Origin of the sequence: Streptomyces sp. NBC_01268, from assembly GCF_036240795.1 — a bacterium.
Classification (GTDB): Bacteria; Actinomycetota; Actinomycetes; order Streptomycetales; family Streptomycetaceae; genus Streptomyces.
Map to the genome: position 1 here is coordinate 1,134,969 of NZ_CP108454.1, position 25,397 is coordinate 1,160,365.

A 25,397-nucleotide genomic window follows, 5' to 3' on the forward strand; every position below is an offset into this window, starting at 1 on the left:
CCCCCGGCCGGCGCCGACCACGCCGTGCCGGGGCCCACGGGAGGGGCGCGGCCGGGCCGGGGAGCCCCGCGGGCTCCCGCGCCCCTCCGTGCCTCGCCGCGCCCCTCCGCCGCCTTCCGGCACACGGCCGTCCCCGGCCCCCATGCCATCCACACCACACCACTCCCTTCAAGGAGAGATCAGCCATGGCGGGCATACCCCCCATCGAGCCGTACGCGCTGCCGTCCGCGGACGAACTGCCCGGCAACACCGCCCGGTGGTCCGCCGACCCGGACCGCGCGGTGCTGCTCGTGCACGACATGCAGCGCTACTTCCTGCGCCCGTTCCCCGCACCCCTGCGCGAGCCGCTGGTGCGCAACGCCACCCTGCTGCGCGAGCGTGCCGTCGCGACCGGGATGCCGGTGGCGTACACGGCGCAGCCCGGCGGGATGAACGCCGAGGAACGCGGGCTGCTGAAGGACTTCTGGGGGCCCGGCATGCGGGTCGACCCCGCGGACCGCGAGGTCGTGGAGCCGCTGGCGCCGGGGCCGGACGACCAGGTGTTCACCAAGTGGCGCTACAGCGCGTTCTTCCGCTCCGGTCTGCTGGAGTGGATGCGCGAGCGCGGCCGCGACCAGCTGGTGGTGTGCGGTGTGTACGCGCACGTCGGCGTGCTGATGACCGCCGTCGAGGCGTTCACCAATGACATCCAGCCGTTCTTCGTCGCCGACGCCGTCGCCGACTTCTCGGCCGCGTATCACCGGCAGGCACTCGAGTACGCGGCCGAGCGCTGCGCCGTCGTCACGACCACCGGCACCGTCCTCGCCCAGCTGGCGACGGCCGGGGCCCGCACCGCCGGAGCGACCGCATGACCGGGACGCCCGTCGACCTCCTCGCCTCGGTGCTGGCCGCCGACCCGCCCGCCTACGCCCTGCTGCACCGCCCGGAGAGCGCCGGTCCCCAGACCGTGGACGTCCTGCTCGGCCGGATCTCCACCCCGGCGACGCTGGCGGACCTGCCCCTCCCGGACCGGGCCCCGGCGCCCGGCGACGGCCCCCGGCACGACCTGCTGGCCCTCGTCCCGTACCGGCAGATCGCCGAACGCGGCTTCGCGGCGCCGGACGACGGCGAGCCGCTGATCGCGATGAGCGTGACCGACCAGGCCGCCGTCCCCCTCGACGAGGTGCTGCGCAGGCTCCCCGACCTGCCCCTCGGTCTCGCCGGAGGCGACTTCGACATCGAGGACGAGACCTACGCGGAGACGGTCCGGCGGGTCATCGCGGACGAGATCGGCACCGGCGAGGGCGCCAACTTCGTCATCAAGCGCTCCTTCGTCACCGACATCACCGGCTACACCCCGCACCGCGCGCTGTCGTTCTTCCGGCGGCTGCTGCGCGGCGAATCGGGCGCCTACTGGACGTTCGTCGTGCACACCGGCGAGCGGACCTTCGTCGGCGCGACGCCCGAGCGGCACCTCAGCGTCCGGGGCGGCAACGCCGTGATGAACCCGATCAGCGGGACGTACCGCTATCCGCCCGCCGGCCCGAACCTGCCCGGGGTGATGGAGTTCCTCTCCGACCGGAAGGAAGCCGACGAGCTGTTCATGGTCGTCGACGAAGAGCTGAAGATGATGGCCCGGATCTGCGAGGGCGGCGGGCGGGTCGTGGGCCCGTACCTCAAGGAGATGGCCCGGCTCGCACACACCGAGTACTTCATCGAGGGGCACACCGCCCTGGACCCGCGCGAGATCCTGCGGGAGTCGATGTTCGCGCCGACGGTCACCGGCAGCCCGCTGGAGAGCGCCTGCCGGGTCATCGACCGGTACGAGCCGGAGGGCCGCGGCTACTACAGCGGCGTGGTCGCCCTCATCGGCCGCGACGCCCGGGGCGAGCACGCCCTGGACTCGTCCATCCTCATCCGCACCGCCGACATCGACCGCGGCGGCCGGGTGCGGATCGGCGTGGGCGCCACGCTCGTGCGCCACTCCGACCCGGTGTCGGAGGTCGCCGAGACCCGGGCCAAGGCGGCCGGGCTGCTCGCGGCGCTCCGGGAACCCGGCCCGGCCGCCGGCCGCCGGCCCGCGGCGGGCGCAGCCGGTTTCGACCACCACCCCGAGGTCCGGGCCTCGCTGGAAGGCCGCAACACCGCCCTCGCCGGCTTCTGGTTCACCGGACACGCGGAACGGGTCCGGCCGGTGCCCGAACTCGCGGGCCGACGGGTGCTGGTGGTGGACGCCGAGGACACCTTCACCTCGATGATCGACCACCAACTCCGGTCCCTGGGACTTGAGGTGACGGTCCGCCGCTTCGACGAACCGTACGCGTTCGACGGGCACGACCTGGTCGTGATGGGGCCGGGTCCCGGCGATCCGCGGGAGATCTCCCACCCCAAGATCGCCCACCTGCGCACCGCGGTCGACACCCTGCTCGCCGAGCGCCGCCCGTTCCTCGCGGTCTGCCTCAGCCACCAGGTCCTCAGCCTGCGCCTCGGCCTCCCCCTGGTCCGCAGGGACACGCCCAACCAGGGCGTCCAGCAGGAGATCGACTTCTTCGGCGCCCGCGAACGCGTCGGCTTCTACAACACGTTCGCCGCCCGCAGCCCCGAGGACAAGGTCGACTGCGAGGGCGTGGGCCCGGTGGAGGTGAGCCGCGATCCGCTCACCTCCGAGGTGCACGCCCTGCGCGGCCCGCACTTCGCCTCGATGCAGTTCCACGCCGAGTCCCTCCTGACCGAGGACGGCGTGCGTCTCTCCGGTGGCCTGCTGCGGGAGGTCCTGGGCGCCCGCCGGTGACGGAGGCGGACGCGGACACGGGCACGGCGGGGCGGACGCACCCGGCCACGGCCGCCGCGTAGGCCGGCAGCGCCGTCCGGCCCGGTCGGCGGGACGCCCGGGCCCCGGCGTCCGTGCGGACGCCGGGGCCCGGGCGTGCGGCCCGCGGAGGGTCAGCCCGCCGTGCGGGACATCCAGGCCTCGACCTCGTCGGCGGTGCGCGGGAGGCCGGCGGAGAGGTTCTCGTACCCGTCGGCGGTCACGACCAGGTCGTCCTCGATGCGGACGCCGATGCCGCGCCACTCCTCCGGCACGGTGAGGTCGTCCGGCTGGAAGTACAGGCCGGGCTCGACGGTGAGGACCATGCCGGGCTCCAGGACGCCGTCGACGTACTCCTCGTTGCGGGCGTGGGCGCAGTCGTGGACGTCCAGGCCGAGCATGTGGCCGGTGCCGGCCATGGTGAAGCGGCGCTGCAGACCGAGCTCGTACGCGCGCTCGGCGGGGCCCTCGATGAAGCCCCACTCGACCAGCTTCTCCGCGAGGTACCGCTGCGAGGCGACGTGGAAGTCGCGGTACGCGGCACCCGGCTTGACCGCGTCGAAGCCGGCCTGCTGGGCCTCGTACACCGCGTCGTACGCCTTGCGCTGCACGTCCGTGAAGGTGCCGCTGATGGGGAGGGTGCGGGTCACGTCGGCGGTGTAGAGGCTGTGCGTCTCGACGCCGGCGTCGAGCAGGAGCAGTTCGCCGGGGCGCACGGGGCCGTCGTTGGACGTCCAGTGCATGATCGTGGCGTGGTCGCCGGCGGCCGCGATCGTGCCGTAGCCGACGTGGTTGCCCTCCAGGCGGGCGCGGCGGTAGAAGGTGCCCTCGATCCAGCGCTCGGAGGTGGCGATCGCCTTGGAGAGCTCGCGGATGGCGTCGTCGAAGCCGCGCACCGTGGAGTCCACGGCCTTGCGCATCTCGCCGAGCTCCCACTCGTCCTTGACGAGCCGCAGGTCGCTGAGCGCCTCTTCGAGCTCGTCGTCTCGGTCCTCGTCGGTGGTGACGGCGGCCTCCAGGGCCGGGTCGATGCCGCGGACGATACGGGTGGGGACCTCGGCGTCGGCGGCCAGGTCGGCGGTGGCGGTGCGGACGTCGCGGCAGGGCAGGCCGAGGACCCGCTCGGACTCGGCGAGGGAACGGCGGCGGCCCATCCACAGCTCGGCGGTGTAGCCGATCCAGAACTCGTCGGTGTCCCGGCTGTCGCGCGGCAGCAGGTAGAGGGCGGCGTCGTGGCCGCCGTCCGCGCGCGGTTCGAGGACGAGGGCGCAGTCGCGGGCCTGGTCGCCGGTCATGTGGACGTAGCCGGTGTACGGCCGGAAGGGGAAGGTGTCGTCGTTCGAGCGCACCTTGAGGTTGCCCGACGGGATCACCAGGCGCTCGCCGGGGAAGCGCGCGGAGAGCGCTTCGCGGCGGCGGGCCGCGTAGGGGGACTGCTCGGCGAGTTCGAGGTCGTGCCGCTCGGTGTCGGCCCAGCCCGTGCGCATCAGCGCGGACAGTTCCTCGGAGATCCCGTCGTACAGACCGTTCTTCCGCCCCTTGGCCACGATGTGTCCCTTCTTCGCTGTGGATGCTGCGTCTTCGCTGTGGGTGTCGCGCGGTGCGCCGGCCGGCGCGGGGCAGGGTGGCGCGTCCCGCCCCCGTTCCTCGGGACGCGCCCACTGCCGCCGTGGCTCGACGTCGTCCTGGACGGTAGCGCCCGGCGGCACCCGTGGGGGCCGTGGAGTGCCAGTGGCACCGATCGGCCATCCGAGGGGCCGGAGGGTCGATAATGCGGGGTATGACGAACGCGAGACTCGGCGAGGCGCTCCGGCTGCTCGGCATCGACGAGACGGCGGTCCGGGTCTACCTGACCCTCCTGGAGCGGGCGCCCGCCCCGCTGGGCGAGATCGGGAGCGCGGCCGGCCTGGGCGGCGAGGCGCTGGCCGCCGCCTACGACGCGCTGGTGGAGGCGGGTCTGGCGAGTGCCGCCGAGGAGGCGGGGGACGTCGTGGCCCCGGTGCCGCCGGCCGCGGGCCTGGAGATCCTGGCCCGGCACCGGGCTGCGGAGCTGGAGGAGTCGCGGATCGCCGTGGGCGGCGCGTTCGACTCGTTCCGGCGGCACCGGCTGGCCGCGTACAACGACGATCTCGTCGAGGTCGTCACCGGCGAGGCGATCGGGCGGCGGATGCGGCACGCCTGGGCCAGCGCCCGGGAGCAGATCCGGCAGTTCGAGTCGCCGCCGTACGTCCCGCTGACGGGCGCCACCGAGGACTCGCTGGCCACGCTGGCGCGGGGGGTGCGGCAGCGGGTCGTGTACGCCCGGGAGTCGCTGGAGCATCCGGGGCACCTGAAGGACGTCATCGAGCCGTGCGTCGAGGCCGGGGAGCAGGCCCGGGTGCTGCCGTCGGTGCCGGTGAAGCTGCTCATCATCGACGAGGCGTACGCGCTGGTGTCGCTGTCCATCAAGGAGGCGGACGTCGTCAACACGATGCTGGTCGTGCAGCCGTGCGGGCTGCTGTCCGCGCTGGTGGCGCTGTTCGAGCAGTCGTGGCAGAACGCGCTGCCACTGCACGGCGGCACGGCCCGCCCGGGGGGCCTCGCGCCGGGCGACCGGCGGCTGCTGCGGCTCCTCGCGGGCGGCGCGAGCGACGAGGTGATCGCCCGCGAGCTGGGGATCAGCCGCCGCACCTTCTTCCGGCGGCTGCAGATCCTGATGGCCCGGCTGGGTGCGGCGAACCGCTTCCAGATGGCGCTGCAGGCGCAGCGCGCCGGCTGGCTGTGACGCGGGGCCGCCCGGCCCGAGGCTCCGGCCGGGCGGGCGTCCCGGTCAGCCCTCCGCCTCCGCGGCGGCGTCCTGCTTGAGGACCCAGCGGGTCAGCGCCACGCGGCTGGACAGGCCCAGCTTGGAGAAGATGTGGCGCAGGTGGCTGTCCACGGTGTGCGGCGAGAGGAAGAGGCGGGCCGCCACCTCCCGGTTGGTGAGGCCCTCCGCGACCAGCCGGGCGACCTTGATCTCGGACCGGGTCAGCTGGCTCCAGGCGAGCGAGGCCAGCTGCGGCGGGCCCGCCGCCGTCCGGGCCACCAGGGGCCGGCCGAGCCGTTCGGAGACCCGGTCGGCGTCCATCCGCAGACCCGCCGTCGTGAACAGGTCGTACGCCTCGCGGATCAGGTCCGTCGCCTCGTGCCGGTGCCCGGTGTGCTGCATCGCCGCGCCCAGGTCCTCCAGGGCCTCGGCGCGCAGCGGGGTGCGCGGGCTGTCCTGGTACGCCTCGACGGCGGCCCGCAGCATCGCCGGGTCCCCTTCGAGCAGGCCGCGGGTGTGGGTGTCGGCGGCGGCCAGCGACACGAAGCCCGGGTTGCGCCGGGACAGTCCGCTGATGGCGTCGGCGACGACGCTGGCGATGTCCCGGGCGCCGGTGCGCAGGGCCAGCCGGACCACGCGCGGGGCGGCGCCCGGCTCCTGGGTGAAGAGGAGCACCCGGCCGGGGAGGCCGTCCAGCAGCGGCTTCAACGCCTCCAGCGCCTGCTCGGGGCGGCCCTCGGCCTCCAGGAGCAGGGCCGTGCACCAGGCGAGGTCCTCGACGCGGGAGCCGATGCCGTCCGCGTCGAGCCGGCGGGCGCACTCCAGGCGGGCGCGGGCCGTCTCCAGGTCGCCGGAGCAGAGCGCGAGCCGGGAGAGGGTGGCGAGCAGGGGCACGCCCATGGCCATGGTGGTGAGCTGTTCGGCCATGCGCAGACCGGCCTCGGCCTCGGCGACGGCGTCGTCGACCAGGCCGCGGGCCAGCCAGAGTTCGGCCCGGTGGTAGTGCCACAGCGGCTGCGACCAGGCGGTGCCGAAGCGGTGCGCCTCGCGCTGGCCGTACTCGTAGACCGCGGCGGCCTCCGTGAAGCGGTCGGCCGCCGCCATCGCGGAGCCCAGCCAGAGGCGCGGGTGGAGCTGCGCCGCCTCGCCGCCGTACTCGTCGGCGATCTGCACCGCCTCGCCGGCCAGGGTGATGGCGCCGGAGATGTCGCCGGAGGACTGTGCGGCGATGCTCTGGGCGGCGATGCCGAGGGCCATCGACGGGTACTCCGCCGCGCTGCGGGCGAGCAGGACCGCCTGGTCCGCCGAGACGGCGGCGTCGCGCAGTCCACCCGCGTTGAGCAGGGCGTGGGCCTGGATGGCGAGCACCCGGGCGCGGACCGGGTCGGCGACGCTCGGCAGCGCCAGCGCCCGCTCGGTGTAGCGGACGGCCGCCACGTCCTGCCCGCCGTGCTTGAGCGCCGAGGCCAGGCCGTACAGGAGCATGGCCTCGGTCTCGGGGTGCATGCCGGTCTTGAGCGCGGCCTCGCCGAGCTCCTGCGCCTCGGAGAGCCGGCCGACGGTGGAGAGCAGGCCGACCGCCTCCGCGGCGAGCCGCGGCCGGACCGGGTGGTCGTCGCCGATCGCCTTCAGGGTGCGCAGGGCCAGGTCGGCGGCGGTGCTGGGAGAGGTCCGGGCGAGCTGGGTGATGGTGGTGCGCAGGGCGTCCACGGTCTGGCTGTTCCAGTGCGAGCTGCCGCGGATGAGGTGCTCGGCGATCTCGCTGGCCGGGCGGTTCTCCGCGCGCAGCACGGTGACCGCCTCGCGGTGCAGCACCTTGCGTACGGGTCCGGGGATGGCGCTCAGCACGGACTCGCGGATGAGGTCGTGGCGGAAGGCCAGCTCGGTGCCGGTCTCCATGAGGGCGTCCTGCTGCATCGCCTCCTCGGCGGCGGCCACCAGTTCGACGGCCCTGCGGCCCCACAGGCCCGCGGCCTCGTGCACGGTGAAGGGGCGTCCGAGGACCGCGCCCGCTTCCAGTAATCGGTGGGCGTCCTGCGAGAGGCTCTGCAAGTGGCGCTGGACCGCGTCGACGAAGCCGGCCGAGAGGTCGGCGCCGATGGGCCGGTCGCCGAAGCCGGGCAGGCCGTCGACGGCCGGCAGCGGTCCGCCGCCGGCGCGCTGCCCGCTCAGCAGCTCCTCCAGGAGGAAGGGGTTCCCGCCGCTGCGGCGGGCGAGGGCGAGGAGGTCCCGGTCGGGCTCCGTGCCGAGGATCTCCCGGCACAGGGCGTTCACGGCGGCGTCGTCGAGGGGGCGCAGGTCGATGCGTTCGACGCCCTCCTGGAGCAGCAGCTCCACGGCGCTGCGGCCGGGCGAACGGGACGGCGCGGTGCGGCAGGCGAGCAGCCACAGGACGGGCGAGGAGGTGAGCGAGGGGACGAGGAGGCGCAGCGCGAGCGCGGTGAGCTCGTCGGCCCACTGGACGTTGTCGAGGGTGATGAGCAGCGGCCGCTCGGTCACGTAGCGCTCCAGCCGGTCACCCAGCTGGTCGATGAGCCAGAAGCGGTTGGAGGACGGGTCGCCCAGTTGGTCGAAGTTGTCGACGACGAGGGGGCAGCTGTTCCTCAGGGCGCCGAGCAGGGTGCTCAGCGGGGCGACGTGGTCGAGTTTGGTGGCGCGTCCGGGGGCTGTCGCCATGCCCAGTTCTGTGGCGTACTCGGCGGCGGCGGCCAGGAGTCGACTCTTGCCGATTCCGGGTGAACCTTCAATAATCAGACACTCGCCGACGCCGGCCATGGTGTTGTCGAGCGCTGTGCGGATGCGGACCAGTTCGGCGTCTCTGCCGACCATGCGTCCCACGGGCATATGCGTGTCCTCCCCCAACTCACGCACCACTTCTCATGGATGCACCCAGCACGCTTCGTGAGCTGCGTCACTCACTCCGCGCCGCCATCGTCGCACACGGCGTCAGGCTACTGTTCGAACCTCTGCGCGGCGACCGGGCAGATCACCCCTTGATCGACTCGATACCACGGGATGACTTGGGCATGACCGATCCTCGCACCTGTGGCGCGATCGGATCGCGGTGATTTCACGCCGATCCGGCGAAGTCGCCGCGCACCGGATCGACGCCACTTCGCCCCCGGAGAACTCACCTCGCACGCCAGAGGCCTGACGGACCGGCGATCCGGGCCCGGAGGGCATGGATCCGGTAGGAAAGAATCGCGCCGCCGGGGACCGGAATCCATCAGGTCCCCGACGGACGAAAGCGGCCAGTGGAGCGATTCGGACGCTCTACTAAGTTGATTCGTACACATGTCGAACGCACTACGAATCAACTTAGGACATTCTCCGTGCCGTTGCGGCGCCGCGTCAGATCCGTATCAGAAGCAGCTGTCGATCAGCCTCAGCCCCTGCTCCGGACTGAGCCGGGGATCGCACAGCGTGGTGTAGCGCCGTGTCAACTCCCTCTCGCTCGTGACGGCGCCGCCGACGCACTCGGTGACCTGCTCCCCCGCGGCCTCCAGATGGACACCTCCCGCGGGCACGCCCTGCTCCTCCAGCGTCCGCAGGAAGATCCGCACCTCCTCGACGAGCGTGTCGAGATGACGCGTCTTCAGGCCATTCGCAGCGGTGACCGTGTTGCCGTGCATCGGGTCGCAGAGCCAGACCGCCGGGTGCCCGGCCTCCCGTACCGCCGCGACCAGCCCCGGCAGCGCCTCCGCCGCCCGGTCCCGGCCCATGCGCGCGATCAGGACGAGCCGGCCCGGCGTGCGCTCCGGGTCCAGGAGCCCGCACAGGCGCCGCAGCGCGGCGGGGTCCGCCGTCGGGCCGACCTTGCAGCCGACCGGGTTGGCGAGGGTCGCGAGCATCCGCACGTGGACGGAGTCGGGATCGCGGGTGCGCTCCCCGATCCACGGCAGATGGGTGGAGGCCAGGTACGTCCCGAGGCGCGGGTCCTCGCGCAGCAGGCCCGCCTCGTAGTCGACGACCAGCGCCTCGTGGCTGGACCACGGCCCGAGGGAGGGGCCCTGGTGACCCGCCGCCTCCTCGGCCTCCGCCCGCGCGGACCGGTGCTCGTCCACCTGGCCCAGGACCCGGGACGCCGCCTGGTAGGCCCAGAGCATGCGGCGCGGATCGGCCTGCCGGGCGGCCCGGCTGGGCACCTCGGAGTTGACCAGGTGCCCGCGGAACGAGGGCAGCGTCCGGTCCTCGTACCGCTCCACCGGCTTCGACCGGGGCTTGGCGTACTGGCCGCCGATCCGGCCTACGCGCAGCACCGGGCGGCCGGTACGGGCCCCGATCGCCTCGGCGAACCGGTCCAGCATGTCGAGCCGGGCGCCGATCGCCTCGGGGTTGCACTCGTAGAAGCTCTCGGCGCAGTCGCCCGCCTGCACGACCAGCCATTCGCCGAGCGCGACCTTCGCGAGGCCGGCCCGCAGCCGCACCAGGTCGTCGGGGCGGACCAGGGCGGGCGCCGCGGTCAGCGCCTCCATGGCGGCCGGGTACGCCGGGTGGTCGCGCCACTGCGGGTTCTGGGCCGCGGGCTGCGCGGTCCAGCGGTGCAGGTCGGCATGGGGTGCGGTGGACGGGGCGGTGACCATGACTGACTCATTCATCGGCGTCACGGGCGCCCTCGGCGGGCCAGCCCTGGTGGGAGGTCGGAAGGGCGGACGCGGCGCACAGGGCCCCGGCCAGCACGGACTGCACCTGCGCGTACTTGACGGCCGACGCGTCGCCGGCCTGCCCCGGTACGGTGTGGAATCCGCCGTGCCGACGGTCGGCCAGCCGGTCGATCGCCGCCCGGGAGACGGCCGTGGCCCCGCAGTCGTCGTGACCGCGGGAGCGGAGCACCGCCCCGGCGAGCAGGAGGTGTGCGGCGTCGCCGCCGCTGATCCCCACCGCGTCCCCCCGGGAGGTGAAGTGACGGACCGTCACGGCCATGGTCCGGTGCGCGGCGTCGGCGTGCTCCGCCGAGTCGAGCAGCCGCGCGGCGTGCGCCAGCGCGAGCGCGATCCTCGGTTCACCACCGGGCGTGTGCAGCTCACGCGCCGCCCGGCCCAACGTCGTCGCCATGCGCGGGAGTTGTTCGGTGTCCACGTCGGGCTCGCCGAGCGCGTCGGCGATGGCCAGCGCGCGCAGCGCGGCGGCCGCGGTGAGCGGCGAGGGCGTGTCGTCGTCGGTCCGCTTCCAGTCCTCGCTGAGCGTGCCGGGGAACGCGCCGTCCCGGCAGGTGCTCAGGCAGCGGTTCAGCAGGTCGACGGCCCGGACCCGGGCGACCGGGTCGGAGGTGAACCGGCTGCCGACGAGCAGCGCCGTGGCCGCGTGGAACTGGTGGCGCAGGGTGCGGGCACGGCCCTCGGGCCGGACCCGCCAGGACCGGTCGGCCACCTCGGAGAAACCGGGCCGGCCGTCCCGGTCGAGCAGGGCCTCGAGCCCCTGGAGTGCGATCGGCAGCTCCTCCGGCGCGTTGTCGGCCAGCGCGAGCACCGCCGCGGACTGGTCGGTCAGGTGCTTGTGGCCGGTGATCGGGCTGCCGCCGGCCGCGGGGGCGGCCCGGTGCACGCCGCCTTCCCGTCGGTCCAGGAGGTGGCGGGCCAGCCAGCGCATGGCGGAGTGGCGGAGGAGTTCCGGCTGGGAGGTCCGACGGCCGGGCGGCCGTTCGGTACGGTCGGATGGTGTCTGGGGCATGGGGGTTCCTCGTCGTCCTCGTCCGTGGGCAAGGGGTTCCGGGGGTGTTCCAGGGTCTGGAGGTCGTCCAGGTTCTGGAGGTCTTCCAGGGTTCGGTCGGTCTTCCGGGGTCGGAGGGATTTCCGTGCTTCGGCGGGCTTCCGGGGCGGAGGGTGTTCCGGTCGGAGGGATTTCCGGGGTTCCGGGCATGTTCCGGGGTTCCGGGCATGTTCCGGGGTTCCGGGCGTGTTCCGGGGTTCCGGGGGTTCCGGGGATGATCCGCGGGCGTCGGCTCAGACGGCCACGGGGGCCACAGGGGCCAGAACTCCGCACAGCAACTCGCTGAGGATCCCCGGCCCGTGCTGGGTGAGCACGGACTCGGGATGGAACTGCACCGTCGCGAATCCGGGACCGCGCATCGCGTGGACCTGGCCGGAGACGGGGTCGCGGCTCACCTCGACCGGCCGGGACAGGCCCGGGAGTGCGAAGGCGTCCGCCGCGCAGACCGCGGCGAAGGTGTTGTAGAAGCCGACCAGCTCCTCCCCCCACGGCAGCCGCACCGGCAGCTGCACGCCCTGGTTGGGCCGGTCCCGGCGCACCAGGTCGAGGCCGAGGACCCCCGACACCACCTGGTGCCCGAGGCAGACCCCCAGGAAGGGGACGTCCTTGGCGAGCAGGCCGCGGACCGCGCGGCGCAGGGCCGCGATCTTCGGATCGGCCAGGTCCCGGGGGTCGCCGGGGCCGGGACCGACCACGGCGAAGTCGTAGGCGGCGGGGTCGGGGTGGTCCCGCCAGGAGCGCACCTCGACGTCGCAGCCGAGCGCCTCCATCTGGCGGGCCAGCATGGCGGTGAACGTGTCCTCGGCCTCGATCACCAGGCCGCGCCGCCCCGCGAGCTCCGGCGGGCGGTGCGCCGCGCCCCGTCCCGGCTCCAGCCAGAACCGGGCGAGCGAACGGTTGCGCTCGCCGAGCAGCGCGCGGACCTCGGGGTGCTCTCCCAGGAGCACGGGGGCGGTCCGGGCGGCCGGAACCACCGGTCCGGCGCCCACCGGGTGCGCCCCGGGGCCGGTCGCCGCCAGCCCGTCCACCCCTACCGCTTCCTCCGCCCCTTCTGCCTCCCCTGTCTCTTCTGCCTCTTGCACCCCTTCCGTCTCGCCCACCCCGAACGCCGCGAGCAGCCCCGCCGCCTTCGCGCGGGTCTCGGCGGCCTCGGCGGCCGGGTCGGAGAGACGGACCAGGGTGGCGCCGACGCCCAGGCGCAGCCGGCGTGCGGCATCGACCTCGGCGGTGCGGATCACGATCGCCGAGTCCAGCGCCACCTCGCCCGAGGCGTCCCGGCCGATCAGCGCGGCCACGCCGCTGTAGTAGCCGCGCCCGCCGCGCTCGTGCCGGGCGATGACCCGGCAGGCGTTCTCCAGCGGGCTGCCGGTGACGGTCGGCGCGAACAGGCTGCCGCGCAGGATCGTGTCGACGCCGGCCCGGGTGCGCCCCTCGATGAGGTACTCGGTGTGCGCGAGCCGGGCCATCTCCTTGAGGTACGGGCCCCGGGCGACGCCGCCGTCCGGGCAGAAGCCGGCGATCATCTTCAGCTCCTCGTCGACGACCATCAGGAGCTCGTCGGCTTCCTTCCGGTCGCGGAGGAACGCGGACAGGTCGGCGAGTTCGGGGCCGGCCGGCGGATAGCGGTAGGTGCCGCTGATGGGGTTCATGACGGCGGTGCCGGCATCCACGCTGATGTGGCGTTCCGGGGTGGCCCCGAGCAGCATGTGGTCCCCCGTGTACACGAGGAACACCCAGTACGCGCCCTGGCTCTGGGCGAGCAGGCGGCGGTAGACGGACAGGGCCTGCTCCGGGCCGAAGCCGGGGAGGTCCGCCGTGAAGGTGCGGTGGATGACGAAGTTGGCGCCCTCGCCCGAGCCGATCTCCTGCTTGATCACGTCGCGGACGATCGCCTCGTACTCCTGGTCGTCCAGGTCGAATCCGGCGTCGCGCAGCTCGACGGGGGTGCGCGGCAGGCGTCGCAGCAGTTCGTCGACGCCGACCGTCCCCTGCCTGCGTACCGTCAGGGTGCGGATCGGCGCGTGGTCGTCCTGGCACACGAAGCCGCGTTCGGTGATCTGGCGGTACGGGATGAGGGCCAGCACCTGGTGCCGGGGCCCGTCCGGACCGTCCGCAGCGCCCTCCGGCGCTCCCGACTCCGCTTCGGTGAGCGGGAGTTCGGAGAGCAGGCCGGCGGTGCCGGGGTCGCCGAGCAGGATCTCCACCCGGTCGCCGGTGCGCTCCGGCCGGTACAGGAGGGCGAACGCCTCCGGTACGGGCGTTCCGCCGGCGTCCACCGGGCCGTCCCCGCCCTTCCCGCCTTCCCCGGGGGTTCCGGCGGCTCTGGCGGCGCGGGTGAGCAGCAGGTCGAGGAGCTCGCTCATGCCCCGACCGCCTTCGCGCGGCCCAGCACGAGGTCCAGCAGCGCCGAGCCGTCCTCCGGGAGACGGTCACCGCGCCAGGCGGCGTGCTGGTCGGGCCGTACGAGGACCAGGTCGGCGCCCCACACCGTACGGATCGCGGCGGCTTCGGCCCCGTCGAAGGTCACGTGCTCCAGCGGAACCCCCTGCTCGGCGGCGCGCTTGGCGAGCGGGGCGCCGGCGCCCGTGCCGGAGAGGTCGACGAGGGTGAGGCCGGGGCCGAAGCGGTCGAAGAGCTCGGTCCCGTCGGCGAGTCGCAGCGCGGGCACCCGGCCGCCGGGCCACGCCTGGGGGGTGATGCCCGTCCACTCCCAGCGCGGGGCGGGGCCCGGCTCGGCGGCGATGACCCGGGACCGGTGGTAGCGGTGTCCGAAGTGGATGCCGGAGTTGTCGACCTGGTACGACTCGCGCTCCAGGAAACCGGCCAGCTGCTCGCGGGAGGCGCCGTCGCGGGCGAGCTGCCCGAAGCGCCGCCAGACCTCCAGGAGGTTGCTGGACATCTCCTTGTTGAACAGGGCGACCGGGCGCCGCTCGTCCTCGTAGCTGTCGAGGAGCGCCTCACCGCCCCAACCGCCGAGGCGGGCGGCCAGCTTCCAGCCGATGTCCACGGCGTCCGCGATGCCGGTGTTCGCCCCGTGCCCGCCGAAGGGGTAGAACTGGTGGGCCGAGTCGCCGGCCAGGAAGACCCGGCCCTCGCGGTAGCGGTCGGTGACGGCGAGGGTGCCGGTCCAGTGGCTGACCGTGAGCACCTCGTCCACGGTGAACTCCTCGCCCAGCTTCTCGCACATCGCGGCGACCGGGTCGCCCTCGAAGCGGGTGCCGTCGGGTATCTGGAACGAGGCGGTCCACAGTTCGCCCTCGTCCCGGGAGACCAGGGTGATGCCCCGTGCGCTGGTGGTGATGAAGGCGCGTCCATGGCGCCGGAGCAGCGGGTCGGAGCTGCGGAAGTAGACCGAACAGCGGCTGCTGGAGGGGCCGCTGACGGGCTGGTCGACGCCGAGCGCGCGGCGCACCGCGCTGCCCCCGCCGTCGCAGCCGACCAGGTACTCCACCCGGAGTTCGCGGTCCGGGCCGGCCGGGCCCTCGCCGCGGTCGGCGAGGGTGACGGTGACGCCGTCCGCGTCCTGCGCCAGGGCGGTGACCTCGACGCTCTCCTCGAAGTCCACCAGCGGGTGGTCCCGCAGCGCCTGCCGGAGCACGTCCTCCAGGAGCGAGCCCGTGATCCGCAGATAGGGTTCGGCCGCCCCGGTTCCGTCCGCGGCGGCCGCGTACCGCTCGGCCTGGGCCCGCGGGGACGGCTGGCGCCAGACCGCCACCGGCGGCTCGTCCAGGCCCGTCAGGAAGACGAAGTCCGCGTCGAATCCGGCGGGCACCGCACCTTCCCGTATCCGGTCGGCGAGACCGAGCCGGCGCAGCAGCTCCATGCTGCGGGCGTTGATGTAGTCCATCTTGGGGAACAGCGGCGGAGCGGCGGCCCGGTCGACCACCCTGCTCCGTACGCCATGCCCGGCCAGTTCCAGCGAGAGGATCGCGCCCGCCGGTCCTGCGCCGGCCACCAGCACGCGCGCCTCGTCCCCCGTGCGGCTCCGCAGCTCTTGCACACCCACGTCGGACGGCTCCTTCGGCTCCTGCACGGCCCCCTTGGACACGCGACGTTGCCACCATCCTCACGGGGCGTCCGGTGCCCGGGGATCACGACTTCGCGTGATCCCCGTGATCTGGCGCCGTCACGCCATTCCCCGGATATCCCGTGAAACGGCGATGACCGAAACCTTGTGCTGGACCAGGCTGACCCTCGCCGCTCGAACAGATGGGTGAGGCCGCCTTCGGGTCACAGCGACCGGAAGGCATCTGACAGCCGACAGACAGCCGACAGCCGACATTCGACAGAAACAGCCGACGGGGGCTCCTGACATGGGCGTGCTGGTTCAGAAATACGGTGGCAGCTCCTTGGCCAGCACGGAGCGCCTCGACGCGGTGGCCGCGAGAATCGCCGAGACACACCGCCGCGGAGCGTCGACGGTCGTCGTCGTGTCCGCCAGGGGCGGCGTCACCGACGACCTCCTCGCGCAGGCGGCCGCCGCCGGCGGCTCCGACCTCGGTACGGAGCACCTGCGCGAGACCGATCAGCTCCTCGCGACCGGGGAGTGCGCCTCGGCGGCGCTGCTGGCGCTGACCCTGCTGCGCCTGGGGGTGCCCGCGGTCTCGCTGACCGGGGCCCAGGCGGGCATCGCGGTGGTCGGGAAGCCGGGCTCCGCCATCGTCGACCGGATCGACACCACCCGGATCAACGAGCACCTGGACCAGGGCAGCGTCACCGTGGTCACGGGCTTCCAGGGCCACAACACGCACGGGGACACCGTGACGCTCGGCCGGGGCGGTTCGGACACCAGCGCCGTCGCCGTGGCGGCCGCCCTGAAGGCGCAGCGCTGCGAGATCTACACCGATGTCGACGGGGTCTACAGCGCGGACCCCACGCATGTCCCCGACGCCCGCAAACTCCCGTTCGTCCACGCCTCGATGATGGCGGAGATGGCGTTCGCGGGGGCGAAGGTCCTCCACCCACGGGCGGTGGAGCTCGCCGCGCTGCACGGGGTCGAGCTGCACGTCCGTACCTCGCTCGGAACTCAGGAGGGAACCGTTGTCGGACAAGGAGAGGAAGAGGGGGGCGAGATGACCTCGCTGGAAACGGGGGGCGCGGTCGTCGCCGTCACGTCGGACCCCGATGTGGCAAGGGTCCTGGTGCACGCCCGGGGACGCAGCGATCTGGCGGCCGAGGTGCTGTCGATCCTCGCCCGGCACGCCGTGCCGATGGATCTGGTGGCCCGTTCGGGTCCCCACGAGGAAGAGTTCCGGATGGGGTTCACCATCCGCAGGAGCCACGTGCCCGAGGTCGGGCCCGCGCTGGACAAGGCGGTCGCCGTGCACGGCGGCGAGGTCCGGGTGGACTCGGACGTGGCGAAGGTGTCGCTGATCGGCATGGGGCTGCTCAACCGGCCCGAGTACGTGGCCCGGATGACCGCGGCGCTCGCCGCCGCCGGCATCGCGACGAGCTGGGTGTCCTCCTCCCAGTTACGCGCCTCGGTCACCGTGCCAGCGGACCGTCGCGTGCAGGCGCTGTGCCTGCTGCACAAGGAGTTCGACCTGTCCGGAGCCGGTACCGAGCAGACCGTGGCGCTCTGAGCCACCAGTTGGGGAGGTCAGTCGTGTCAGTCAACTATTCCGCGCGCAGTCTGCGCTTGCGGCGTCTGTTCCGTCACCGCGACCAGAGACTCATGGTCGTGCCGCTGGACCACTCGATCGCGGACGGCCCGCTCACCGCCCGGGGCGGACTCGACGCCCTGGTCGGGCAGCTGGTCGGCAACGGGGTGGACGCGGTGGTCCTGCACAAGGGCAGCCTGCGCCATGTGCGGACGGACCGGTTCACCGGGATGTCGCTGATCATGCACCTGAGCGCGAGCACCGCCCACGCTCCGGACCCGGACGCCAAGTACCTCGTCACCGGGGTCGAGGAGGCCCTGCGGCAGGGCGCGGACGCGGTCAGCGTCCACGTCAACCTCGGCTCGCAGGACGAGCGGCAGCAGATCGCCGACCTCGGCGCGGTGGCGGACGTGTGCGACCGCTGGAACGTGCCGCTGCTCGCCATGATGTACCCGCGCGGCCCCAAGATCAGCAATCCGCGCGACCCCGAGCTGGTCGTGCACACCGCGACGCTCGCCGCCGACCTGGGCGCCGACATCGTCAAGACCCTCTACACCGGCTCTCCCGACGAGATGGCGGACATCGTCGAGGCGTGCCCCATCCCCGTGATCGTGGCCGGCGGCGTCCGGGTGGACGCCGAGGACCAGGTCCTGGACTTCGTGGGCGACGCGATCCGCGGCGGTGCCGCCGGGGTCGCCATGGGCCGCAACGTCTTCCAGGCGCCCGATCCCGGGGCGATGGCCCGCAAGATCTCGCAGATCGTGCACAGCACGAGCGAGGGCCCGGGCGCGCACTCCGCCCGCCGGGAGGCCTTCGTCTCCGGAGCCCTCTAGCCGTCCGGCCGGGGCGGACCGCCGTGCGCCGACCCGCCGCTGCTCAACCGGAACCCGTTTACGTGTGACATATAAGGAGCCGTACCCGTGAAGCTCACCTGGATCGACGTCCGCTCGCTGAAGAACGCCAAGAAGGCCGTCATCGAAGAGGCCGTGCACCAGCGGATCGACGGTGTCGTCAGCTCCAGCCTGTCGGACCTCAAGGGCCTGCCGCCGACCGTGAAGAAGGTCTTCCTCCCGCAGGGGAAGGAACTCCCGGCGGAGTTCGGCCCGGCCGACGTGGTGATCCTGTCCGACCGTCAGGGCGACGCGGCCGAGCTGGCCAAGGCGCACCCGACGATCGAGTTCGGGCGTTTCGTGGAGATCGTCGACGCCGAGACGCTGGAGCACGCCTGCGAGGCCTCCCGCGAGGAGAAGTGGGCGCTCCTGCTCTTCCGCGACCCCACCAAGATCCCGCTGGAGATCGTGCTGGCCGCCGCTGCCAAGGCCGACGGCAGCATCATCACCGTCGCCCAGGACGTGGAGGAGGCCACCATCATCTTCGGCGTCCTGGAGCACGGCTCCGACGGCGTGATGATGGCCCCGAAGACGGTCGGCGACGCCACCGCGCTGAAGGCCGCCGCCGAGGCCCAGCCGGCGGAACTCCAGCTGACCGAGCTGGAGGTGGTGCGCACCGAGCACATCGGCATGGGCGAGCGTGCCTGCGTCGACACCTGCTCGCACTTCCGCGAGGACGAGGGCATCCTGGTCGGTTCGCACTCCAAGGGCATGATCCTGTGCGTCAGCGAGACGCACCCGCTGCCCTACATGCCGACCCGCCCGTTCCGTGTCAACGCCGGCGCGATCATGTCGTACACGATCTCCGGCGAGAACGACCGCACCAACTACCTGAGCGAGCTGAAGGCCGGCAGCAAGGTCCTTGCCGTCGACGTCAAGGGCCAGACCCGGGTGGTCACGGTCGGCCGGGTGAAGATCGAGTCCCGTCCGCTGATCTCGATCGACGCGGTCGCCCCCGACGGGCGGAGCGCCAACCTGATCCTCCAGGACGACTGGCACGTCCGGGTCCTCGGCCCCGGCGGCACGGTGCTCAACAGCACCGAGCTGAAGCCCGGCGACAAGGTGCTCGGCTACCTGCCGACCGCCGACCGGCACGTCGGCTACGCGATCGACGAGTTCTGCATCGAGAAGTAGGGACTCTTCCTGATGGAGCGGCAGCCCGTATTCGACTTCCACGCCAGGCTGCCCGGTGCCCCCGGCGCACTCGACCGTCTGCTGTCCGTGATGGACGGCAGCGGCATCGGGCGCGCCGGGGTCGCGGCGGGCGGTGTGGTCGATCTGGACGTCCTCGCCCGCCAGTTGATCGAGGGCGGGCACGTGACCTCGGACCCGGACAACGCCGGTGTACGGGACGCCGCGCGGGCCTCGGGCGGCCGGCTGACGCCGTTCTGGTTCGGCAACCCGCACGGCGGGACCGCCGACTACCGGGCGCACGGCGCGCAGTTCGCCGCCCTGGAGCTCTCCCCGGCGGTGCACGGCGTCCCCCTGGACGATCCGCGCACCGCCACCTTCCTCGATCTCGCCGCGGAGTTCGGGCATCCCGTCTACGTGGTGTGCATCGACCGGGCGGGCTGCCGGGTGTCGGACCTCGCCGCGCAGGCGGCGAAGCGCCCGGAGACCGTGTTCGTGCTCGGCCATCTCGGCATCGGACTGATCGACACCTACGGGATCGGTCTGGTGGAGCCCGTCCCGAACGTGGTCGTGGAGACGTCCGGGGCGTTCGGCTTCACCGTCCGGGTCGCGATCGAGCGGCTCGGGGCCGAGCGGGTGCTCTTCTCCGCCGAGCACCCGCTCCAGCATCCCTCGGTGGAGCTGGCCAAGTACCAGGCCCTCGGGCTTCCGCAACCGCTGCTGCACCAGGTGCTGTGGCAGAACGCCCACCGGATTCTCGGACTGGAGTCACCATGAGCCGGCAGTTCTCGGAGCGCCTCCCCCAACTGGGCGACTGGCGTGATCAGGAGCAGCTCCGCAAGATGCAGGACGAGCAGCTGCGCGAGACGCTCGCCTGGGCGCGGAACTCTCCGTTCTACCAACGCCGTTTCGGTGGTGGGCCCGCGCCCGCGTCGCGCGCCGACTTCGAGGGTCTGCCCCTGACGGGCAAGCAGGACCTGAGGGACGCCTATCCGTTCGGCATGCTGGCCGTGCCGAAGGGTGAACTGGCCACCTACCACGAGTCCAGCGGCACGGCGGGCAGCCCGACCCCCTCGTACTACACCGAGCGGGACTGGACCGACCTGGCCGAGCGCTACGCCCGCAAGTGGGTCGGCATCGGGCCGGACGACACGTTCCTGGTCCGCACCCCGTACGCGCTGATGATCACCGGTCATCTGGCGCAGGCGGCGGCGCGGCTCAAGGGCGCGACGGTCGTCCCCGGCGACAACCGTTCGCTGGCGATGCCGTACTCGCGCGTGCTGCGGGTGCTGCACGACCTGGAGGTCAGCCTGACCTGGTCGATGCCCACCGAGATCCTGCTGTGGGCGGCGGCCGCGCGGGCCGCCGGGCTGGTCCCGGACCGCGACTTCCCGGCCCTGCGCGCGGTGTTCGTCGGCGGGGAGCCGCTCAGCCCGGCGCGCCGCGCCCGGATCAGCGAGATCTGGGGCGTCCCCGTGGTCGAGGAGTACGGCTCCACCGAGACCGGCAGCCTGGCCGGCGAATGCCCGGAGGGGCACCTGCACCTGTGGGCGGACCGGGCGGTCTTCGAGGTGTACGACCCCGAGACCGGCACGCTGTCCGCCGAGGGCGCCGGGCAGCTGGTGGTCACCCCCCTGTACCGCCAGGCCATGCCGCTGCTGCGGTACAACCTGGAGGACAACGTCGAGGTCTCGGACGAGCCCTGCCCGTGCGGCTGGCAGCTGCCGACGGTGCGGGTCCTCGGGCGTTCCTCGTTCGGGCACCGGGTCGGCTCCGCGACCGTCACCCAGGCACGCCTGGAGGAGCTGGTCTTCGGGCTGCCGGTCGAGCACGGCGTCATGTTCTGGCGGGCCCGTGCCCGCGCCGATCTGCTGGAGCTGGAGATCGAGGTGGCCCCCGAGCACCGGGAGGCCGCCCGCACCGCGCTGGCGGCGGCGATCGAGGCGGAGTACGGGCCGGTCGCCGCGCGGATCGACGGGGTGCCGCCCGGCTCACTGGTGCCGCTGGAGGCCCTCACGGGCGTCCACGACGTGGTGAAGCCGCGCAGCCTCTTCGGGCCGGACGAGGACTGGAGCAAGGCGCTCCTCTACTACTGAACCACTTCCGCACGTCCGTCAGACATCGGGTCCCGGCTGTCACGGGCGGCACGGGAGGCATGAAAGGAGAGCAGCGCATGGCGGAGGTACCCCCAAGAATCGCCATTGTCGGCGCTGGTATCGCCGGGGTCGCGCTCGCGGTGGCCCTGTCCAAGCGTGGTCTCACCTGCGACGTGTTCGAGCGCACCCGGCACCTGCGTGAGATCGGCGCCGGGATCCAGATCTCGCCCAACGGTTCGCGGCTGCTGCTGGCCCTCGGCATCGGCCGCAGCCTGGACCGCACCGGCGTACGGCCGGAGTCGATCGACGTCCGCAACTGGGCCGACGGCGGAACGCTGGCCCGGACCGTCCTCGGCGAGGCCTGTACGGACATGTACGGGGCGCCCTACCTGGCCCTGCACCGGGCCGGGCTGCACAGCGCCCTGGTGGAACAGCTCCCGGAGTCCGCGCTGCACCTGGGCATGGAGTGCGTGGAGATCGACGAGCTCGACGACGAGGTGGTGCTGCGGTTCGCCGACGGCTTCGAGTTCCGGGCGGATGTCGTCATCGGTGCCGACGGCATCCGCTCGACCGTCCGCGGGCGGACCGTCGGCGACGAGCCGCGGTTCTCCGGGCAGTCCATCTACCGGGCCGTCGTCCCGGCGTCGGCCTGGCCGGCGGCGCGGGAACGGCCGCACGTCTCCATCTGGATGGGGCCCGGCCAGCACTGCGTGGCCTACCCGATCTCGGGCGGGAACTCGGTCAGCATCGCCGCGACCGCCCCGGCGGGCGACTGGCGGCGCGAGTCCTGGTCGGCCGAGGGCTCCCCGCAGGAGCTGCTCGACGCCTACGCGGGCTGGGCGCCGGAGCTGGTGTCGCTGCTGTCCGCGGCGTCGAGCGTGACGCGCTGGGCGCTGTACGACCGCGATCCGGTGGCGCAGTGGAGCACCGACCGGGTGACCCTGATCGGCGACGCCGCGCACCCGATGCTGCCCTTCGGGGCGCAGGGTGCCGCGCTGGGCCTGGAGGACGCGCTGGCCCTGGCCGTGTGCCTCAAGGACGCGACCGCCAAGACGGTGCCCGACGCGCTGCGCCGCTACGAGGGGCTGCGCAGGCCGCGCGCCGAGCAGGTCCACCGCTTCATCCGGGAGAACGAACGCAATCACCACGTGGAGGACGGCGACCGGCAACGCGAGCGGGACGCCGCCCTGGACACGGACTTCGGGCTGCGCCAACGGGCCTGGCTGTTCGGGTACGACGCCGTCGCCGAGGCGGCCGAGGCCACCGTTCAGGAGTAAGCGAAACACCATCAACGAGGCAGGGGGAGCCAATGAGCACGGTGTTGTCCACCGGTACGGAGGGGATCAGCGGCCGCGTGGCCGTGGTGACGGGTGCGGGCCAGGGCATCGGCGCGGCCGTCGCCCGGCTGCTCGGCGTGCACGGCGCGCAGGTGGCGCTGTGGGACGCGGCGCCGGAGCCGGTGACCGACGTGGCCGCCGAACTCGACGCCGCCGGTGTCAAGAACACGGCCATGTGCGTGGACGTCCGCGACAGTGCCGCGGTCGAGGCGGCGGCGGAGCGGGTGGAGCGCGAGCTCGGCCCGGTGGAGCTCCTGGTGAACGTGGCCGGGGTGCTCCGTACCGGCGCCGTCCTCGATCTCGCCGACGAGGCGTGGGACGAGATCTTCGGCGTCAACGTGCGCGGGGTCTTCGCGGTCTCCCGCTCCGTCGCCGGCCGGATGGCCGGCCGGGGCAGGGGGGCGGTCGTGACCGTCGCCTCCAACGCGGGCGGCGTGCCGCGCGTGGGCATGGGCGCGTACGCCGCGTCCAAGGCGGCGTCCTCGATGCTCACCAAGTGCCTCGGGCTCGAACTCGCCGGCCGCGGGGTGCGCTGCAACGTGGTCTCCCCCGGCTCCACCGACACCCCGATGCTGCGGGACATGTGGGACGCGGCCGGCGACGGGGCGAACGCCGCCACGGTGAACGGCTCCCTGGAGGCGTTCCGGGTCGGGATACCGCTCGGGCGCGTCGGCACTGCCGAGCAGGTCGCGCAGGCCGTCCTGTTCCTGCTCTCCGACCAGGCCTCCCACATCACCCTGCAGGACCTGTACGTCGACGGCGGCGCGGCGCTCGGCTGACCGCCGCCGCCGTCCGCCGCCGTCGCCCACGAAGGAGAATCGAGATGGCGATCCCGCCGATTCCGCCCTATCCGCTCCCGACCGAGAGCGAGCTGCCGCGGAACCGGGTGTCCTGGCTGCCGTCGGCCGACCGGGCGGCGCTGCTCGTCCACGACATGCAGCGCTACTTCCTGGCCCCGTTCGACCGCACGGCCGAGCCCGCGGGCCCGCTCGTGGCCCATGTGCGCCTGCTCCTGGACACGGCACGCGCGCTCGGCATCCCGGTCGCCTACACCGCCCAGCCCGGGGACATGGACCCGCGCCAGCGCGGACTGCTCGCCGACTTCTGGGGGCCGGGCATGAGCAGCGCACCGGAGGACCGGGAGCTGCTGCCGGAGATCGCGCCGTCCGGCGACGACACGGTGCTGACGAAGTGGCGCTACAGCGCCTTCCACCGCACCCCGCTCACGGAGCTGATGCGGGACCGGGGGCGGGACCAGCTGATCGTGGTCGGGGTCTACGCCCACATCGGCTGCCTGGCCACCGCGTACGACGCCTTCGCCCACGACATCCAGCCCTTCCTGGTCGCGGACGCCCTGGCGGACTTCGGCCCGGCGGAGCACCGGCAGGCGCTGGACCAGGCCGCGGACCGCTGCGCGGCCGTGCTGACCACCTCCCAGGTGGTCGAGGCGATCGGGATCCCAGGAACACGTGATGTGGCCTAGCGGGCGGCCCCAGGAAGCTGAAGGTGACGTTTCGGTCACGGCCGGCCGCGCCCGGAACGATACGAGAGGAAAGCAGTCATGACCTTCATCAGCGACATCACCGACGGATTCACGCTGGGGCCCGGTGAGGGCCGGCCGATCGGCCACCAGGTGAACCTCAAGGTCGGACAGGAGACCACCCCGAACCTGCTGGCCGTCGAGTGCGAGTTCGCGCCGGGCTTCGACGTCGGCGCGCACAGCCACTCCACCCACGAGGAGATCTTCTACGTCCTCGAGGGCGAGGTGGAGTTCTTCGCCTTCCAGCCCAAGGTGATCACCTCCGAGCCCGGCTCGTGGACCCAGTGGGAGTCCAAGACCGGCCAGAAGGTGACCCGCGCGACGCCCGGCACCGTGCTGTACGTGCCGAAGGGCACCCCGCACGGCTTCCGCAACCCCGGCGACGTCAAGATGCGCTTCCTGCTGGTCGGCACGCCCGCCGGGCACGAGAACTACCAGCAGGAGATCGCCGACCTGCTCGCCTCGCCCCCGAAGGACGAGGAGGACCTGCGCCGCGCGGTCGAGGAGATCCGCCGCAGGAACCACACCGAGCAGCTGACGCCGGCGGTCCGGGCTCCCTCGGACATGTGACCCGGCCGCCGGGCCGCGGCCGTACGGTTCCGGCCGCGGAGCGCTGAGGGCCGGTCCCCGACGGGGACCGGCCCGCGGTGCTGCCCGCGCACGGCCCGGGCCCACGGGATGCCGTGTTCACGCCATGCCCGTACGCGCACCACCCGCACCACCCAGGCCACGCACCCGCACGCCACGCACCACCACGCCCCCTTCCCCACCCCTCGCGACACCGGAGGCCCGATCCCGTGCCCGACGCACCCGTCACCCTGACCGTCTGGTCGGACCTGAGCTGTCCCTGGGCGGCCCTCGCCCTGGACACCCTGCACGCCGAGGCGCTCCGCCTCGACGTGGAGCTGCTGGTCGACCACCGCGCGTTCCCGCTCGAACTCTTCAACGAGATGGCCACGCCCAAGCACATCATCGACAGCGAGATCGTCGCCATCGGCGGCCGGCTGCCGGAGCTGGGCTGGCGGCTGTGGCACGCCCCGGACTCCACGTACCCGGTCACGATGCTCCCCGCCATGGAGGCCGTGCAGGCCGCCAAGGACCCGGCCGTGGGCGGCCTGGCCGGCAGCGACCAGCTCGACACGGCGCTGCGCCGCGCCTTCCTCGTGGAGAGCCGCTGCGTGAGCATCCCCGCGGTGATCCTGGAGGCCGCCGGCACCTGCCCGCTCGTGGACACCGACGCCCTGGCGCGGGCCATGGCCGAGGGCCGCGGCCGGGCCGAGATCCACCGGGACTGGGCGGAGGCCAAGCGCACCTCGGTGCAGGGCAGCCCCACCCTGTTCGGCGCCGACGGGCAGCCCGTGCACAACCCCGGCGCCCGCTACCACTGGTCCAAGGACGTCCCCCCGCCGGAGGGCGGTTTCCCGGTGCTGGAGGAGTACAGCCGCGACTGGGCGGCCGCACTGCTCGGCGCGAAGGACTGAACGGGCCGTTCCGGCCCCTTGACGGACCGACCGGTTGACG

General features: G+C 73.2%; 19 protein-coding genes. 13 read left to right on the forward strand and 6 right to left on the reverse strand.

Translation table 11 applies throughout. The features are described 5' to 3' along the window. Positions 1-185 precede the first annotated feature (185 nt). Positions 186-851, forward strand: coding sequence for an isochorismatase family protein (locus tag OG309_RS04735; protein ID WP_329418450.1), 666 nt, complete (start codon positions 186-188; stop codon positions 849-851). After that, on the forward strand, positions 848-2,770 hold the full coding sequence (locus OG309_RS04740; RefSeq protein ID WP_329418451.1) for an anthranilate synthase family protein: 1,923 nt from the start codon (positions 848-850) through the stop codon (positions 2,768-2,770). Before OG309_RS04735 ends, OG309_RS04740 begins: the two co-directional genes overlap by 4 nt. A 152-nt stretch (positions 2,771-2,922) precedes the next feature. On the opposite strand, the gene OG309_RS04745 is transcribed toward OG309_RS04740, so the two are convergent. Next, on the reverse strand, positions 2,923-4,335 hold the full coding sequence (locus OG309_RS04745; protein WP_329418452.1) for an aminopeptidase P family protein: 1,413 nt from the start codon (positions 4,333-4,335) through the stop codon (positions 2,923-2,925). Positions 4,336-4,568: 233 nt separating this feature from the next. Between OG309_RS04745 and OG309_RS04750 the strand changes: the two genes are divergently transcribed. Next, positions 4,569-5,552 (forward strand): helix-turn-helix transcriptional regulator, encoded by a 984-nt coding sequence (locus OG309_RS04750; protein ID WP_329418453.1) that lies wholly within the window; start codon positions 4,569-4,571, stop codon positions 5,550-5,552. A gap of 45 nt (positions 5,553-5,597) precedes the next feature. On the opposite strand, the gene OG309_RS04755 is transcribed toward OG309_RS04750, so the two are convergent. From OG309_RS04755 to OG309_RS04775, 5 genes are all read right to left on the reverse strand, one after another. Then, entirely contained in the window at positions 5,598-8,417 is a 2,820-nt protein-coding gene (locus OG309_RS04755; RefSeq protein ID WP_329418454.1) for a helix-turn-helix transcriptional regulator, read from the reverse strand. Positions 8,418-8,935: 518 nt separating this feature from the next. Then, a complete protein-coding gene (locus tag OG309_RS04760) occupies positions 8,936-10,156 on the reverse strand; it encodes a 3-deoxy-7-phosphoheptulonate synthase (RefSeq protein ID WP_329418455.1) in 1,221 nt (406 codons plus the stop codon). Between the two features lie 7 nt (positions 10,157-10,163). Next, the gene (locus OG309_RS04765) at positions 10,164-11,243 is read right to left on the reverse strand and encodes a hypothetical protein (protein ID WP_329418456.1); all 1,080 of its coding nucleotides are present in this window, start codon (positions 11,241-11,243) and stop codon (positions 10,164-10,166) included. A 272-nt stretch (positions 11,244-11,515) separates the two neighbouring features. Further along, positions 11,516-13,645, reverse strand: coding sequence for an anthranilate synthase family protein (locus tag OG309_RS04770; protein ID WP_329418457.1), 2,130 nt, complete (start codon positions 13,643-13,645; stop codon positions 11,516-11,518). Continuing rightward, positions 13,642-15,288, reverse strand: coding sequence for an FAD-dependent monooxygenase (locus OG309_RS04775; RefSeq protein ID WP_329418458.1), 1,647 nt, complete (start codon positions 15,286-15,288; stop codon positions 13,642-13,644). The genes OG309_RS04770 and OG309_RS04775 overlap by 4 nt, the downstream gene beginning before the upstream one ends. Positions 15,289-15,595: 307 nt before the next feature. Here OG309_RS04775 and OG309_RS04780 point away from each other — a divergent pair, with 307 nt between their 5' ends. From OG309_RS04780 to OG309_RS04825, 10 genes are all read left to right on the forward strand, one after another. Then, entirely contained in the window at positions 15,596-16,864 is a 1,269-nt protein-coding gene (locus OG309_RS04780; RefSeq protein WP_329418459.1) for an aspartate kinase, read from the forward strand. Between the two features lie 23 nt (positions 16,865-16,887). Further along, a complete protein-coding gene (locus OG309_RS04785) occupies positions 16,888-17,715 on the forward strand; it encodes a 2-amino-3,7-dideoxy-D-threo-hept-6-ulosonate synthase (RefSeq protein ID WP_329418460.1) in 828 nt (275 codons plus the stop codon). A gap of 87 nt (positions 17,716-17,802) precedes the next feature. After that, entirely contained in the window at positions 17,803-18,906 is a 1,104-nt protein-coding gene (locus tag OG309_RS04790) for a 3-dehydroquinate synthase II (protein ID WP_329418461.1), read from the forward strand. A gap of 12 nt (positions 18,907-18,918) precedes the next feature. Continuing rightward, on the forward strand, positions 18,919-19,680 hold the full coding sequence (locus OG309_RS04795; RefSeq protein WP_329418462.1) for an amidohydrolase family protein: 762 nt from the start codon (positions 18,919-18,921) through the stop codon (positions 19,678-19,680). Continuing rightward, entirely contained in the window at positions 19,677-20,999 is a 1,323-nt protein-coding gene (locus OG309_RS04800) for a phenylacetate--CoA ligase family protein (protein ID WP_329418463.1), read from the forward strand. The genes OG309_RS04795 and OG309_RS04800 overlap by 4 nt, the downstream gene beginning before the upstream one ends. Positions 21,000-21,076: 77 nt before the next feature. Further along, positions 21,077-22,276 (forward strand): FAD-dependent monooxygenase, encoded by a 1,200-nt coding sequence (locus OG309_RS04805; protein ID WP_329418464.1) that lies wholly within the window; start codon positions 21,077-21,079, stop codon positions 22,274-22,276. A 32-nt stretch (positions 22,277-22,308) separates the two neighbouring features. Then, complete coding sequence (locus OG309_RS04810) at positions 22,309-23,115, forward strand: 2,3-dihydro-2,3-dihydroxybenzoate dehydrogenase (protein WP_329418465.1); 807 nt, start codon at positions 22,309-22,311, stop codon at positions 23,113-23,115. A 44-nt stretch (positions 23,116-23,159) separates the two neighbouring features. Then, positions 23,160-23,819, forward strand: a complete 660-nt coding sequence (locus tag OG309_RS04815; protein ID WP_329418466.1) for an isochorismatase family protein — start codon at positions 23,160-23,162, stop codon at positions 23,817-23,819. A gap of 78 nt (positions 23,820-23,897) precedes the next feature. Further along, positions 23,898-24,446: a cupin domain-containing protein gene (locus tag OG309_RS04820; RefSeq protein WP_329418467.1), complete on the forward strand. Its 549-nt coding sequence runs from the start codon at positions 23,898-23,900 to the stop codon at positions 24,444-24,446. Positions 24,447-24,673: 227 nt separating this feature from the next. Then, complete coding sequence (locus OG309_RS04825) at positions 24,674-25,357, forward strand: DsbA family oxidoreductase (RefSeq protein ID WP_329418468.1); 684 nt, start codon at positions 24,674-24,676, stop codon at positions 25,355-25,357. Positions 25,358-25,397 lie beyond the last annotated feature (40 nt).

Excerpts from the sequence above, each read along its gene's own strand:
- OG309_RS04735 (WP_329418450.1), top strand. The coding sequence starts at position 186 with ATGGCGGGCATACCCCCCATCGAGCCGTACGCGCTGCCGTCCGCGGAC.
- OG309_RS04740 (WP_329418451.1), top strand. The coding sequence starts at position 848 with ATGACCGGGACGCCCGTCGACCTCCTCGCCTCGGTGCTGGCCGCCGAC.
- OG309_RS04750 (WP_329418453.1), top strand. The coding sequence starts at position 4,569 with ATGACGAACGCGAGACTCGGCGAGGCGCTCCGGCTGCTCGGCATCGAC.
- OG309_RS04755 (WP_329418454.1), bottom strand. The coding sequence starts at position 8,417 with ATGCCCGTGGGACGCATGGTCGGCAGAGACGCCGAACTGGTCCGCATC.
- OG309_RS04760 (WP_329418455.1), bottom strand. The coding sequence starts at position 10,156 with ATGGTCACCGCCCCGTCCACCGCACCCCATGCCGACCTGCACCGCTGG.
- OG309_RS04765 (WP_329418456.1), bottom strand. The coding sequence starts at position 11,243 with ATGCCCCAGACACCATCCGACCGTACCGAACGGCCGCCCGGCCGTCGG.
- OG309_RS04770 (WP_329418457.1), bottom strand. The coding sequence starts at position 13,645 with ATGAGCGAGCTCCTCGACCTGCTGCTCACCCGCGCCGCCAGAGCCGCC.
- OG309_RS04780 (WP_329418459.1), top strand. The coding sequence starts at position 15,596 with ATGGGCGTGCTGGTTCAGAAATACGGTGGCAGCTCCTTGGCCAGCACG.
- OG309_RS04795 (WP_329418462.1), top strand. The coding sequence starts at position 18,919 with ATGGAGCGGCAGCCCGTATTCGACTTCCACGCCAGGCTGCCCGGTGCC.
- OG309_RS04800 (WP_329418463.1), top strand. The coding sequence starts at position 19,677 with ATGAGCCGGCAGTTCTCGGAGCGCCTCCCCCAACTGGGCGACTGGCGT.
- OG309_RS04805 (WP_329418464.1), top strand. The coding sequence starts at position 21,077 with ATGGCGGAGGTACCCCCAAGAATCGCCATTGTCGGCGCTGGTATCGCC.
- OG309_RS04810 (WP_329418465.1), top strand. The coding sequence starts at position 22,309 with ATGAGCACGGTGTTGTCCACCGGTACGGAGGGGATCAGCGGCCGCGTG.
- OG309_RS04815 (WP_329418466.1), top strand. The coding sequence starts at position 23,160 with ATGGCGATCCCGCCGATTCCGCCCTATCCGCTCCCGACCGAGAGCGAG.
- OG309_RS04820 (WP_329418467.1), top strand. The coding sequence starts at position 23,898 with ATGACCTTCATCAGCGACATCACCGACGGATTCACGCTGGGGCCCGGT.